13 protein-coding genes are annotated in these 13,496 nt (G+C 66.5%); 8 read left to right on the top strand and 5 right to left on the bottom strand.

What is annotated here, in order from left to right; genetic code table 11:
- The first annotated feature begins 122 nt into the window (after positions 1–122).
- Entirely contained in the window at positions 123–1,790 is a 1,668-nt protein-coding gene (gene ettA, locus OHZ10_RS02370; protein ID WP_059236395.1) for an energy-dependent translational throttle protein EttA, read from the top strand.
- Between the two features lie 131 nt (positions 1,791–1,921).
- Here the strand turns inward: ettA and OHZ10_RS02365 are convergent, their stop codons facing one another.
- From OHZ10_RS02365 to OHZ10_RS02350, 4 genes are read right to left on the bottom strand one after another with little or no spacing between them, the layout of a single operon-like run.
- Entirely contained in the window at positions 1,922–2,545 is a 624-nt protein-coding gene (locus OHZ10_RS02365) for an HAD family hydrolase (protein WP_059236397.1), read from the bottom strand.
- Complete coding sequence (locus OHZ10_RS02360; protein ID WP_059236399.1) at positions 2,542–3,093, bottom strand: cysteine hydrolase family protein; 552 nt, start codon at positions 3,091–3,093, stop codon at positions 2,542–2,544. Before OHZ10_RS02360 ends, OHZ10_RS02365 begins: the two co-directional genes overlap by 4 nt.
- 55 nt (positions 3,094–3,148) lie before the next feature.
- Entirely contained in the window at positions 3,149–4,963 is a 1,815-nt protein-coding gene (locus tag OHZ10_RS02355; RefSeq protein WP_059236400.1) for an aminopeptidase P family protein, read from the bottom strand.
- Between the two features lie 18 nt (positions 4,964–4,981).
- Positions 4,982–5,236: a hypothetical protein gene (locus tag OHZ10_RS02350; RefSeq protein WP_059236402.1), complete on the bottom strand. Its 255-nt coding sequence runs from the start codon at positions 5,234–5,236 to the stop codon at positions 4,982–4,984.
- 171 nt (positions 5,237–5,407) lie between these two features.
- Here OHZ10_RS02350 and OHZ10_RS02345 point away from each other — a divergent pair, with 171 nt between their 5' ends.
- The 7 genes from OHZ10_RS02345 (at position 5,408) to OHZ10_RS02315 (ending at position 11,502) form a co-directional block, all read left to right on the top strand.
- On the top strand, positions 5,408–6,172 hold the full coding sequence (locus tag OHZ10_RS02345; RefSeq protein WP_059236404.1) for a response regulator transcription factor: 765 nt from the start codon (positions 5,408–5,410) through the stop codon (positions 6,170–6,172).
- 26 nt (positions 6,173–6,198) lie between these two features.
- Positions 6,199–7,497: a glutamyl-tRNA reductase gene (hemA, locus tag OHZ10_RS02340; RefSeq protein WP_059236407.1), complete on the top strand. Its 1,299-nt coding sequence runs from the start codon at positions 6,199–6,201 to the stop codon at positions 7,495–7,497.
- A gap of 83 nt (positions 7,498–7,580) precedes the next feature.
- Positions 7,581–8,663, top strand: coding sequence for a peptide chain release factor 1 (gene prfA, locus OHZ10_RS02335; RefSeq protein ID WP_059236409.1), 1,083 nt, complete (start codon positions 7,581–7,583; stop codon positions 8,661–8,663).
- Positions 8,664–8,670: 7 nt separating this feature from the next.
- On the top strand, positions 8,671–9,513 hold the full coding sequence (gene prmC, locus OHZ10_RS02330) for a peptide chain release factor N(5)-glutamine methyltransferase (protein WP_059236924.1): 843 nt from the start codon (positions 8,671–8,673) through the stop codon (positions 9,511–9,513).
- Between the two features lie 67 nt (positions 9,514–9,580).
- Entirely contained in the window at positions 9,581–9,892 is a 312-nt protein-coding gene (gene grxD / locus OHZ10_RS02325; RefSeq protein ID WP_006753626.1) for a Grx4 family monothiol glutaredoxin, read from the top strand.
- Between the two features lie 13 nt (positions 9,893–9,905).
- Positions 9,906–10,502: a UbiX family flavin prenyltransferase gene (locus OHZ10_RS02320; protein ID WP_059236411.1), complete on the top strand. Its 597-nt coding sequence runs from the start codon at positions 9,906–9,908 to the stop codon at positions 10,500–10,502.
- A gap of 208 nt (positions 10,503–10,710) precedes the next feature.
- Positions 10,711–11,502: a DODA-type extradiol aromatic ring-opening family dioxygenase gene (locus OHZ10_RS02315; protein ID WP_059236413.1), complete on the top strand. Its 792-nt coding sequence runs from the start codon at positions 10,711–10,713 to the stop codon at positions 11,500–11,502.
- Between the two features lie 107 nt (positions 11,503–11,609).
- Here OHZ10_RS02315 and OHZ10_RS02310 read toward each other — a convergent pair whose 3' ends face one another.
- On the bottom strand, positions 11,610–13,208 hold the full coding sequence (locus OHZ10_RS02310; protein ID WP_059236415.1) for an APC family permease: 1,599 nt from the start codon (positions 13,206–13,208) through the stop codon (positions 11,610–11,612).
- Positions 13,209–13,496: the final 288 nt, after the last annotated feature.

The raw sequence follows: 13,496 nt of genomic DNA, 5'->3' as shown, positions 1-13,496 counted from the left end.
GCGCCGCCGACACGCGGCGACGCCGCCGCGCCCCGCGCGGCACGCTCCGTACCGAATCCCCCGACGCCGCCACGCCCGCGCGCTGCGCGGCCGTCTCAACCACTTCTGACTTTCACACCGAAATGGCCCAATACGTTTTCACGATGAACCGGGTCGGCAAGATCGTGCCGCCCAAGCGCCAGATCCTGAAGGACATCTCGCTGTCGTTCTTTCCCGGCGCGAAGATCGGCGTGCTCGGCCTGAACGGCTCGGGCAAGTCGACGCTGATCCGCATCATGGCGGGCGTCGACAAGGACATCGAAGGCGAAGCCACGCCGATGCCGAACCTGAACATCGGCTACCTGCCGCAGGAGCCGCAGCTCGATCCGACGAAGACCGTGCGCGAAGCCGTCGAGGAAGGCCTCGGCGACCTGTTCCAGGCCAACAAGAAACTGGAAGAAATCTACGCGGCCTACGCGGAGCCGGACGCCGACTTCGACGCGCTCGCGGCCGAACAGGCGAAGTACGAGGCGATCCTCGCGTCGAGCGACGGCGGCAGCCCCGAGCAGCAGCTCGAAGTGGCGGCCGACGCGCTGCGCCTGCCGGCGTGGGACGCGAAGATCGAACACCTGTCCGGCGGCGAAAAGCGCCGCGTCGCGCTGTGCAAGCTGCTGCTCGAAAAGCCGGACATGCTGCTGCTCGACGAACCGACCAACCACCTCGACGCCGAATCGGTCGACTGGCTCGAGCAGTTCCTGGTGCGCTTCCCGGGCACCGTCGTCGCCGTCACGCACGATCGCTACTTCCTCGACAACGCCGCCGAGTGGATTCTCGAACTCGACCGCGGCCACGGCATTCCGTGGAAGGGCAACTACAGCAGCTGGCTCGACCAGAAGGAAGAGCGCCTGAAGCAGGAAGAAGCGTCGGAATCGGCTCGCCAGAAGGCCATCAAGAAGGAACTGGAGTGGGTGCGCCAGAACCCGAAGGGCCGTCAGGCGAAGTCGAAGGCACGTATCGCGCGCTTCGAGGAACTGAGCAGCCAGGAATACCAGAAGCGCAACGAAACGCAGGAAATCTTCATTCCGGTCGGCGACCGCCTCGGCAATGAAGTGATCGAATTCAAGAACGTCAGCAAGGCGTTCGGCGATCGCCTGCTGATCGACAACCTGAACCTGAAGATTCCGGCCGGCGCGATCGTCGGCATCATCGGCCCGAACGGCGCCGGCAAGTCGACGCTGTTCCGGATGCTCACGGGCAAGGAACAACCGGATTCGGGCGAAGTCGTGATGGGCCCGACGGTGAAGCTCGCGTACGTCGACCAGAGCCGCGATGCGCTCGACGGCTCGAAGACGGTGTTCGAGGAAATCTCGGGCGGCGCCGACGTGCTGACGGTCGGCAAGTACGAAACGCCGTCGCGTGCGTATATCGGCCGCTTCAACTTCAAGGGCGGCGACCAGCAGAAGATCGTCGGCAACCTGTCCGGTGGCGAGCGCGGCCGTCTGCACCTCGCGAAGACGCTGATCTCGGGCGGCAACGTGCTGCTGCTCGACGAACCGTCGAACGACCTCGACGTCGAAACGCTGCGCGCGCTGGAAGACGCACTGCTCGAATTCGCGGGCTCGGTGATGGTGATCTCGCACGATCGCTGGTTCCTCGACCGGATCGCGACGCACATCCTCGCGTTCGAAGGCGATTCGCAGGTCACGTTCTTCGACGGTAACTACCAGGAGTACGAGGCCGACAAGCGTGCGCGCCTCGGCGAGGAAGCCGCGAAGCCGAAGCGTCTGCGCTACAAGCCGATCAGCCGCTGAGCGGCGCGGCCCGGGCGCCCGGCACTGCGGCAACGCGGGGCCGGATGCCGAAGGGGCCGCTTCCGGAGCGGTACAAGGAAAAAGCGGGCCAATGGCCCGCTTTTTTTATCTGCGCGGCCCCGGCCCGACGCTTACGCGAGCGCGCCCAGTTCGCGCAGCCGCGCCTCGGTCGACGCCGCGCTCGTGTGGTGTATGCCGTGCCAGCCGAGCGCCGTCGCGGCTGCCGCGTTCTTCGGGTTGTCGTCGATGAACACGAGCTCGTGCGGCGCGATGCCCGGCAGGTGCGGTTCGATCCGCGCATGCATCTCGTGATAGATCGCGGGATCGGGTTTCACGAGCTTCACGCGGCCGGACACGACGATCTCCTTGAAGCGCTGCAACACCGGGAAGTTGTCCCACGCATACGGGAACGTCTGCGCGGACCAGTTCGTCAGACCGAACAGCGGCATCCCCTGCGCCTCCAGCCGGTCGACGAGCGCGGCGCCCTCCTCGAGCACGCCGCCGATCATCTCGTGCCAGCGTGCATAGAACGCGCGGATCGGCGCCTCGTGCGCCGGAAACTTCGCGACGAGCTCGGCCGTGCCTTCCTCGATCGTCTGCCCGCCGTCCTGCCGGATCACCCAGTCCATCGCGCAGACATGCGTGAGGAACCAGCGACGCTCGGCGTCGTCCGGAATCAGTTCACGGTACAGGTACTCGGGGCTCCAGTCGATCAGCACGCCGCCGAAATCGAACACCACAGCCTTGATCGTCATGCGAACTCCACAGTCAGTACTTCCGCGAGCGGACGCGGCGTCACCGCGTTGCCCGACAGCGAGTTGTTGTTCCAGATGAAGTGGTGATGCGCGACGATCTGCGCGGCCGACAGGTGCGCGCGCTCGTTCGTCGTGTGCAGGTCGGACACGACGGTCGTCCGGTAGCCGAGCAGCGCGGCACGGCGTGCAGCCGAATCGACGCAGAACTCGGTCGCATAACCGCAGATCAGCACCGAACGGATGCCGTGGCGGTCGAGCTGCGCCGCGAGCGGCGTGTCGTGGAACGAATCGCTCATCTGCTTGCGCACGCGCCAGTCGTCGGTGCCGACGACCAGCCCCGCATGCAGCTCCCAGCCCGGCGTGCCGGGGACGATGTCGTCGTCCGCATCGCCGTCGTGCTGCACGAAGCAGACGGGCGCGTTCGCCGCGCGCGCTGCCGCCGTCAGCCGGTTGATGCCCGACACGACGTCGTCGAGCCGGTAGGCGGGCTGCGCCCGCTCCACCAGCCCGCGCTGCATGTCGATCACGATCACTGCGGTGTCCGTCATTGGCTGCCCTCGGTTTTGTCGTTCGGCCGTGGTCCGGCCGTTATCGCATGTTGCGTCAGATCGGCTGCGTGCGCGCGTCCAGCCACGCCTTCGCATCGCCGCTCAGGTGGCGGCCGACGCGCTCGCGCACCGTCGCGTGATACGTGTTCAGCCACGCCCGCTCGTCGTCGTGCAGCATCTCGATCAGCACGCAGCGCGTATCGATCGGACACAGCGTCAGCGTCTCGAACGCGAGGAAATCGCCGAATTCCGTCTTCCCGGCCGCGCGGTTCACGACCAGGTTCTCGATCCGGACGCCCCACTTGCCCGGGCGGTACACGCCCGGCTCGATCGACGTGATCATGCCCTCTTCCATCGCCGTGTACGGCTCGGCCGGCGCGTAGTGCGAGATGACCTGCGGGCCTTCGTGCACGTTCAGGAAGTAACCGACGCCATGCCCGGTACCGTGCCCATAGTCGAGCCCGGCCGCCCACATCGGCGCGCGCGCGATCGCGTCGAGCATCGGCGAGCGGATGCCGCGCGGGAAGCGTGCGCGCGACAGCGCCATCATCGACTTCAGCACGATCGTGAAATCGCGCCGCTGCAGGTCGCTGACGGTGCCGACCGGCACGACGCGCGTGATGTCGGTCGTGCCCGTCACGTACTGGCCGCCCGAATCGATCAGCAGCAGGCCGTCGCCGGCAATCGTCGCGTGCGACTCGCGCGTCGCGTGATAGTGCGGCATCGCGCCGTTCGCGTTGAAGCCCGCGATCGTCGCGAAGCTCGCCGACACATAGCCGGGCCGCCGGGCGCGCGCGGCCGTGAGTTTCTCCTCGATCGTCAGCTCGGTGATCGTCTCGCGGTTCACGGCCTGCTCGAACCACGTGAAGAACTCCGCGAGCGCGGCGCCGTCGTGTTCCATCGTCACGCGCACGTGCTCGATCTCGGCGGATGTCTTGCGCGACTTCGCGAACGTCGACGGATTCACGGCCTCGACGAGCTTCACGCCGGCCGGCACGGCCTCGAGCGTGCCGAACGTCACGCGGCGCGGATCGATCAGCAGCGTCGCGCCGTCGGGCAGCGCCGCGAGCGATGCGCGCGCGGCGTCGTATGCGCGAACGTCGACGCCGTCCTGGGCAAGCGACGCGGCCAGCGCCGGCGGCACCTTGCCATCGGCGACGAACAGCGTCGCGCGATCGGCACCGATCATTGCGTGCGCAACGAATACGGGATTGAAGTTGACGTCGGCGCCGCGCAGGTTGAACAGCCACGCGAGATCGTCGAGCGTCGACACGAAATGCCATTGCGCGCCCTGCGCGTGCATCGCGCGGCGCACATCGGCCAGCTTGCTCGCCCGCGTCGTGTCGGCCTGCGGCGCGACGTGCTCGAACACCGCGTCGCCGGGCAGCCCCGGCCGCTCGGGCCAGATCGCATCGAGCAGGTCGAGATCGGTCCGCAGCGCGATGCCGCGCGCGCTCAGCGCGGCCGTCAGCCCGCGCGCGGCCGCGACGCCGAGCACGGCGCCGTCGACGCCGACCGTCGCACCCGCGGCCACGTTCTGCGCGAGCCAGTCGACGTGGGGCGCGCTCTGCTGCCCGCCCGTCATCTTCATCAGTTGCACACCCGTGCCGGCCAGTTCGGCGTCGGCCTGCACCCAGTAGCGGCTGTCGACCCACAGCCCCGCGAAATCCGCGGTCACGACCAGCGTGCCGACCGAGCCCGTGAAGCCGGACAGCCAGCGGCGCGCCTGCCAGCGTTCGGGCAGGTATTCGGACAGATGGGGATCGGCGGACGGCACGAGATAGGCGGCCAGGTCCTCGCGGGCCATGGCGTCGCGCAGCAGCGCGAGGCGGGCCGGCACCGGCGAGACTTCGGGAAGACGGGCATTCATGATTTCACCTGAGGGCATTCAGCGACGGGCCGACAGCGCGACCGTCACGGCTACGGCGAGGAACGCGACGCCGGTGCAGACCGGCCATTCGAGCGTCTCGCCATCGTAAAACAGTCCAGAGAGATTGCCGGCCATGCGGGCGGCGACCGCCCCGACGATGCCGGCGAGCACCGCGATCCACCACGCCGGCCGGCCCGTGCGCCGCATCGGATGCAGCCAGCGGCCGAACAGCCCGACGGCCGCTCCCAGGACAAGGATTCCAAACCAGTTCATTCGACGCCTTCTATAAATTCAGATTCGTCCCATAGGCGTGAACGTTGCCAGCGGCTAGCATCGACTCATCCATCGAACCCGAGACCAGCCGGGCGCCGCGAACATTCGAGTGTAGGGGCCGACTCGACGTTATGGCAAGCGCACACCGGCTGCCATATTGAAGAAATTCTCATGCGAATCGCTCTGATCGATCCGGAATCGCGTCATGTCGCACTCCTGAACCGCCTGCTCTTCGCGGGCGGTCACGTGTGCCACGCGTTTCCGTCCAGCACCGCATTCTTCGAGTGGCTCGCCGCCGACAACACCTGCGACATGCTGGTCACCGGCCACTGGGCCGGCGACCAGCCAGCCCAGGAAGTCATTCCGCGCGCACAGGCAGTCCTGCCCGGCCTGCCGGCCATCGCCGTGATGCAATCGCCGCGAGAGAGCGAAATCGTCTCGTGCCTGCACGCGGGCGCCGACGATTGCCTGGTGCGCCCCGTGAGCGGGCCCGAGCTGCTCGCGCGCGTCAACGCGCTGAGCCGGCGCGCCGGCGTACGCCGGCCGCCGACCCGCTCGCGCGAAACGTATGGAGAATACGCATTCGATGCCACACATTGCCTCGTGCGCTTCGGCGACGCAATCGTTTCACTCACGCCGAAGGAGTTCCGCTTCGCGCAGTTGCTGTTCGCGAACCTGTCGCGCCCCATATCCCGCGCCCATATCCTCGAAACGGTGTGGGCACGCCGCCGCGACATGAAGTCGCGCACGCTCGACACGCACGCGTCGCGGCTGCGCAGCAAATTGCAGCTGCTTCCCGAGCGCGGCTACCGGCTGCTGCCGATCTACGGCTTCGGTTATCAGCTCGACCGCGTGCCGATCGAACCCCCAAATTCGCGGCCCCGCCACGCTGATGCCCGCTATGCGTCGAGTGAGGAAATCGCTGAAACGCTATAATATGGGGCTAAACGATAGCCCTCGATATGCAACTCCTCACGATCGGAATCAACCACCACACTGCGCCTGTCGCCCTGCGCGAACGCGTGGCGTTTCCGCTCGAGCAAATCAAGCCGGCTCTCGTCACGTTCAAGAACGTGTTTCTCGGCCCCCAGGCACCCAATACGCCTGAAGCGGCGATCCTCTCCACCTGCAACCGCACCGAGCTGTATTGCGCGACCGACGACCGTGCGGCCCGCGAAGGGGCGGTCCGCTGGCTGTCGGAGTATCACCGGATTCCGGTCGACGAGCTCGCGCCGCACGTCTATGCGCTGCCGCAGTCGGAAGCGGTCCGGCACGCGTTCCGCGTCGCATCCGGCCTCGATTCGATGGTGCTCGGCGAAACGCAGATTCTGGGCCAGATGAAGGATGCCGTCCGCACCGCGACGGAAGCCGGCGCGCTCGGCACCTATCTGAACCAGCTGTTCCAGCGCACGTTCGCAGTGGCGAAGGAAGTCCGCGGCACGACCGAAATCGGCACGCAGTCGGTGTCGATGGCCGCCGCTGCAGTTCGCCTCGCGCAGCGGATCTTCGAAAAGGTGTCCGATCAGCGCGTGCTGTTCATCGGCGCCGGCGAAATGATCGAGCTGTGCGCGACGCACTTCGCCGCGCAAAGCCCGCGTGAGCTCGTCGTCGCGAACCGCACGGCCGAACGCGGCCAGCGGCTCGCCGAACGCTTCAACGGCCGCGCGATGCCGCTGGCGGACCTGCCCACCCGCATGCACGAATTCGACATCATCGTGTCGTGCACCGCGTCGACGCTGCCGATCATCGGCCTCGGCGCGGTCGAGCGCGCGGTGAAGGCGCGCCGCCACCGGCCGATCTTCATGGTCGACCTCGCGGTGCCACGCGACATCGAGCCCGAAGTCGGCAAGCTGAAGGACGTGTTCCTTTACACCGTCGACGATCTCGGCGCGATCGTGCGCGAAGGCAACGCGTCGCGCCAGGCCGCGGTTGCACAGGCCGAAGCGATCATCGAGACGCGCGTGCAGAATTTCATGCAATGGCTCGACACGCGCAGCGTCGTGCCCGTGATCCGTCACATGCATACGCAGGCCGATGCGCTGCGCCGGGCCGAAGTCGACAAGGCGCAGAAACTGCTCGCACGCGGTGATGATCCGGCTGCCGTACTCGAAGCCCTGTCGCAGGCGCTGACCAACAAGCTGATCCACGGCCCGACGAGCGCGCTCAACCGCGTGAACGGCGCCGATCGCGATTCGCTGATCGACCTGATGCGCGGCTTCTACCAACACGCGCCGCGCTCGAACGACCAGTCCGGCCACTAGCGCCGCCCGGTCGCCCTGCCGCCGGCCGCGAGCCGGCCTATCCTTTCCGAATACCCCTTTGCCCGGGAGCGCCGCTCCACACCATGAAGACGAGCATGCAACGCAAGCTCGACCAGCTGTCCACACGGCTGGCCGAACTGAACGATCTGCTGAGCCGCGAAAACGTCACGGCCGACCTCGACCAATACCGCAAGCTGACGCGTGAACATGCGGAACTCGGCCCGGTCGTCGAGCAGTACGCGCTGTGGCGCCAGTCGCGCAGCGACGAGACGGCCGCACAGGAGCTGCTCGCCGATCCGTCGATGCGCGACTTCGCGGAAGACGAGATCCGCAGTGCGCGTGACGGCATGGCGCGCCTCGAGACCGAGCTGCAGAAAATGCTGCTGCCGAAGGATCCCAACGACGACCGCAACATCTTCCTCGAAATCCGCGCGGGCACCGGCGGCGACGAATCGGCGCTGTTCGCGGGCGACCTGTTGCGCATGTACCTGCGCTTCGCGGAACGCCAGCGCTGGCAGGTCGAAATGATGTCGGAGAGCGCGTCGGATCTCGGCGGCTACAAGGAAGTGATCGTGCGGATCGCGGGCCAGGGCGCGTACTCGCGCCTGAAGTTCGAATCGGGCGGCCATCGCGTGCAGCGCGTGCCGGCCACCGAGACGCAGGGGCGCATCCATACGTCCGCATGCACGGTCGCGGTGATGCCGGAAGCCGACGAAATCGGCGAAGTCGAGATCAATCCGGCCGATCTGCGCATCGACACGTTCCGCGCATCCGGCGCGGGCGGCCAGCACATCAACAAGACCGATTCGGCGGTGCGCGTCACGCACATCCCGACCGGGATCGTCGTCGAATGCCAGGACGACCGCTCGCAGCACAAGAACAAGGATCGCGCGCTGAAGGTGCTCGCCGCGCGCATCAAGGACAAGCAGTATCACGAACAGCATGCGAAGGAAGCCGCGACGCGCAAGAGCCTGATCGGCTCCGGCGACCGTTCGGAACGGATCCGCACGTACAACTTCCCGCAAGGCCGGATGACCGACCACCGGATCAACCTGACGCTGTACCGGCTCGAGGCGATCATGGACGGCGATCTCGACGAACTGATCGGCGTGCTCGTCACCGAGCACCAAGCCGAGCTGCTTGCGTCGCTCGGCGAAGCCGACTGAGGCCGCGATGTCCGACACCACCGCCGACGACCTGCTGCGCGCGTCGCCGCTCGACGCGGTCGATGCGCGCGTGCTGCTCGCGCATGCGCTCGGCTGGACCCGCACGCAGTTGATCACGCGCGGCGACGCACCGCTTGATGCGGCCGCGGTCGAGCGCTACCGCGCGCTCGAAGCTCGCCGTGTCGCCGGCGAGCCCGTCGCACAGCTGGTCGGGATGCGCGAGTTCTTCGGCCGCCCGTTCGACGTGACCGCCGACGTGCTGATCCCGCGCCCCGAAACCGAACTGCTCGTCGAAGCCGCGCTCGATGCGATCGACGGACTGCCGCATCCGGCCGTGCTCGATCTCGGCACCGGCAGCGGCGCGATCGCCGTGTCGATCGCGGCCGAACGTCCCGATGCGCGGGTGTGGGCGCTCGACCGTTCGCCGGCCGCGCTCGCGGTCGCGCAACGCAACGCGGACAAGCTGCTCGACGCACGTCGCCCCGGCGGCCCGCTGCAGTGGCTGCAAAGCGACTGGTACGCGGCGCTCGATCCGGCGCTCGTGTTCGACGCGATCGTCAGCAACCCGCCGTACATTGCGCAGCACGATCCGCACCTCGCGCAGGGCGACCTGCGTTTCGAGCCGCGCGGCGCGCTCACCGACGATGCCGACGGCCTCAGCGCGATCCGCACGATCGTCGCGGGCGCCGGCACCTGTCTGAAACCGGGCGGCACGCTCTGGATCGAGCACGGCTACGATCAGGCCGAAGCCGTCCGTGCGATCCTCGCGTCGCACGGCTTCGTCGCGGTCGAATCGCTCGCCGATCTCGCCGCCATCGAACGCACGACCGGCGGCCGCCTGCCGGGCTGATGCCCGGCCCGCCCGGTTGAAATCCGCTATCATTTCGATCTAACGCCCCGCAAACGCAAGGTCAGTCATGGACACCCAACAACGTATCAAGCAAATCGTCGACGAAAACCAGGTCGTGCTCTTCATGAAGGGCAACGCGCAATTCCCGATGTGCGGCTTCTCGGGCCGCGCCGTGCAGGTGCTGAAAGCCTGCGGCGTCGACCAGTTCAAGACGGTCAACGTGCTCGAGGACGACGAAATCCGCCAGGGCATCAAGGAGTTCTCGAACTGGCCGACCATCCCGCAGCTCTACGTGAAGGGCGAATTCGTCGGCGGCTCGGACATCATGATGGAGATGTACCAGTCGGGCGAACTGCAGCAACTGTTCGCCGCCGCGTAACGCCCCCCTGTCGATGGCATCTCCCAGCGCGCCGCCACGCCGGCTGATCGTCGCGATCACCGGCGCCACCGGCGCGATCTACGGCGTGCGGCTGCTCGACCTGCTGCGCGCCGCTGGCGGCGTCGAAACGCATCTGCTGATTTCGAACGCCGGCTGGCTCAACATCCAGCATGAACTGAAGCTGCCGAAAGCCGATGTCGAAAGCCGCGCGGACGTCGTGCACTCGGTGCGCGACGTCGGCGCGACGATCGCGTCGGGCTCGTTCGCGACCGACGGGATGGTGATCGCACCCTGCTCGATGAAGACGCTCGCGAGCGTCGCGCACGGGCTGTCCGACAACCTGATCACGCGCGCAGCCGACGTCACGCTGAAGGAACGCCGCCGTCTCGTGCTCATGGTCCGCGAGACGCCGTTCAACCTCGCGCATCTGCGCAACATGACCGCCGTCACCGAAATGGGCGGCATCGTCTTTCCGCCGCTGCCCGCGTTCTACGCGATGCCGAAGACGATCGAGGAACTCGTCGACCAGACCGTCACGCGCGTGCTCGACCTGTTCGCGCTCAGCGCCCCGCAGACGACACCGTGGGCCGGTATCCGGCACGCGCAGTAAGCGGCATCAACCCCCTTCTTCGCGCATCTCCGCCGATTCAAGCGGCAATTCATTCGATTTCCAGCACACTGACGGCCACCCGCGCCGACAGGCATTGCGTTGCGCCGATTATCAACAAACAGGCACCAATCAAATTCGTGGATGCCGATTTATCAATGTACGGTGCACGCCTATAGTCACAGGCAAACCCTTTTCGCAGGCCACCACCATGAACCGCTTGCCTTCGCTGTATCTGTCCCACGGCGCCCCGACGCTGCCGATCGACCCGACGCTGCCGTCCGGCGCATTCACGCACCTCGGCGCCGAATTGCCGCGCCCGCGCGCGGTGCTGATGCTGTCCGCACACTGGGGCACGCAACGGCCGGTCGCGAGCATCACCGCGCATCCGGAAACGATCCACGATTTCTACGGTTTCCCGCAGGCGCTGTACGAGATCCGCTATCCGGCTCCGGGTGCGCCCGATGTCGCCGAGCGCGCGGCCACGCTGCTGGACGCGGCCGGCATCGCGACCGCGACGACGGAGCGCGGCCTCGACCACGGCGCGTGGGTACCGATGCTGCTGATGTTCCCGGAGGCTGATGTGCCGGTCGCGCAGCTGTCGATCCAGCCGCGCGCGGACGCCGCGCATCACTTCGCGCTCGGCCGGGCGCTGCGGCCGCTGCGTGACGAAGGCGTGATGGTGATCGGCTCGGGCCAGATCACGCACAACCTGCGCGCGGCCGATTTCGGCGCCGCACCCGAGGATGCGGACCCGCGCGTCGCGGAATTCACCGACTGGTTCGAGGCGAAGCTCGCCGCACGCGACGTCGATGCACTGCTCGACTACCGCCGGCAGGCGCCGCACGCGGCGCTGATGCATCCGACCGACGAGCATTTGCTGCCGGTCTTCACGGCGCTCGGCGCGGCCGACGACGACTACCAGCTCGGCATCCAGTCGCTCGGCACCTACCAGCGCGTACTTGCGATGACGAACTACGTGTTCGCTAGCGCCGACGCCTGAGCCGCGACGCAATCGTCGACGCCAGCAAAAAGCCCGCCCGAGCGATGCTCGGGCGGGCTTTTTGTTGTTGCATCCTGCCGCCGCCGAATCCGGCAACAGGTCAGGCGTCAGGCACCGATCCCTTCGAGGATCTCGTCGTGCGACTCGCGCTCGTCGAGATACTTGGTCCGGTAGCCGGTATTCACGCCCCAGAAGTAGAACACCAACGCGATCGCCGCAACGACCAGCATGTCCCAGCCGTACGGCAGGTAGCCGTGACCGCCGAATTCCTTGCTGCCGATCAGCGACAGCACGGCCATCGTCGGCAGGTACGCAACCAGCCACCATGCCGCCTTCAGGTCGGCACCCCAACCGCTCCAGCCCGACTTCGCCTGGAAGAAGAAGTACACCGGCAGTGCGACGACCATCAGCAGGATGATTTCGCCCGTCAGCGGCCACTTCGCCCAGTACAGGATCAGCGACGCGCACACGAATGCGAACGGTGCGATCAGCTTCATCAGCGGAATCGACAGCGGACGCTCGATGTCGGTCGCCGCGCGGCGCAGCGCCATCAGGCTGATCGGGCCGGTCAGGTACGAGATCACCGTTGCGACCGAGATCACGGCTGCGAGCGAGCTCCAGCCGCGGAAGAAGAACAGGAAGATGAACGACACGAGCAGGTTGAACCACATCGCCTGGCGCGGCACACCGTAGATCGGGTGCACGTTGCCGAACATCTTCGGCATCGTGTTGTTGCGCTCCATCGCGTAGATCATCCGCGTGGTCGTCGCCATGTAGGTCGTGCCGGTGCCGCTCGGGCTGACGAACGCGTCGACGTACAGCAGGATCGCGAGCCAGTTCAGGTTCAGCGCGATCGCGAGTTCCGCGAACGGCGACGAGAAGTTGAAGTGCGCCCAGCCCTTCGCGACGTCAGCCGGATTCACCGAGCCGATGTACGCCATCTGCAGCAGCACGTAGATCACGAGCGCGATCAGGATCGACGTGATCACCGCGAACGGCACGCTGCGCGATGGATTGCGCGCTTCGCCCGCCAGGTTCACGGGACTCTGGAAACCGTTGAACGCGAACACGATGCCGCTCGTCGCGACCGCGGTCAGCACCGCCGACCAGCCGTACGGCGCGAAGGCCGCATTCGATGCGGTGCCGAGGTTCTCCGAATGGAAGCTCGTCAGCATCAGGCCGAGGATCGTGGCGCCCGGGATCAGGAACTTGAAGATCGTGATCGCGGTGTTCGCACGCGCAAAGGCCTTCACGCCCCAGTAGTTCAGCAGGAAGTAGATGACGACCAGCACGGCCGACAGCAACAGGCCTGGTGTGGTCAACTCGCCGTTCACGAACAACGCATGCGCCCATGGATAGGGCCACGTGCTCATGTACTGGATCGACGCCTCGGCCTCGATCGGGATCACGGATACGATCGCAATCCAGTTGGCCCATGCGCTGATGAAGCCCACCAGCGAACCGTGCGAGTAGCGCGCATAGCGCACCATCCCGCCCGACTCGGGGAACATCGCGCCCAGTTCCGCGTACGTCAGTGCAATCGCGAGAATCACGACCGCGCCGATAATCCATGCACAGATCGCCGCCGGACCGGCGATCTTCGCGGCTTTCCAGGCGCCGAACAGCCAGCCCGAGCCGATAATCGAACCCAGTCCCGTCAGCATCAATGCAAACGGGCCGATGTTCCGTTGAATAGAACTCTTCACATCCTCTCCTGTGTCTCAAAAAGCATGGTCGGCCTGCGGTCCGGGATCGGCTCGGACAGCACCGCGCACGCATTCTTGGGGGGACGCGTCACCCGATCAGGGCAACCCGTCCACGCGGCGCGTAGTTTAACGGTTGCACCTCAAACGTGCCGCCAAAATCGTTCGGCCCCTACAAAAAATTCGCATCGCTTGCAAGCTTTGTAAACCCGATCTCCGCAATAACCCTGAGAGTATGGGAATACGGTTGACCATGAACGCGATTGGCCGTATAAAGGACTTCGCAGGATT

This window comes from Burkholderia arboris, assembly GCF_038723655.1.
Classification (GTDB): Bacteria; Pseudomonadota; Gammaproteobacteria; order Burkholderiales; family Burkholderiaceae; genus Burkholderia; species Burkholderia arboris.
The sequence above is the reverse complement of the archived record's forward strand: the minus strand, read 5'-3'. Positions and strand labels throughout refer to the sequence as shown.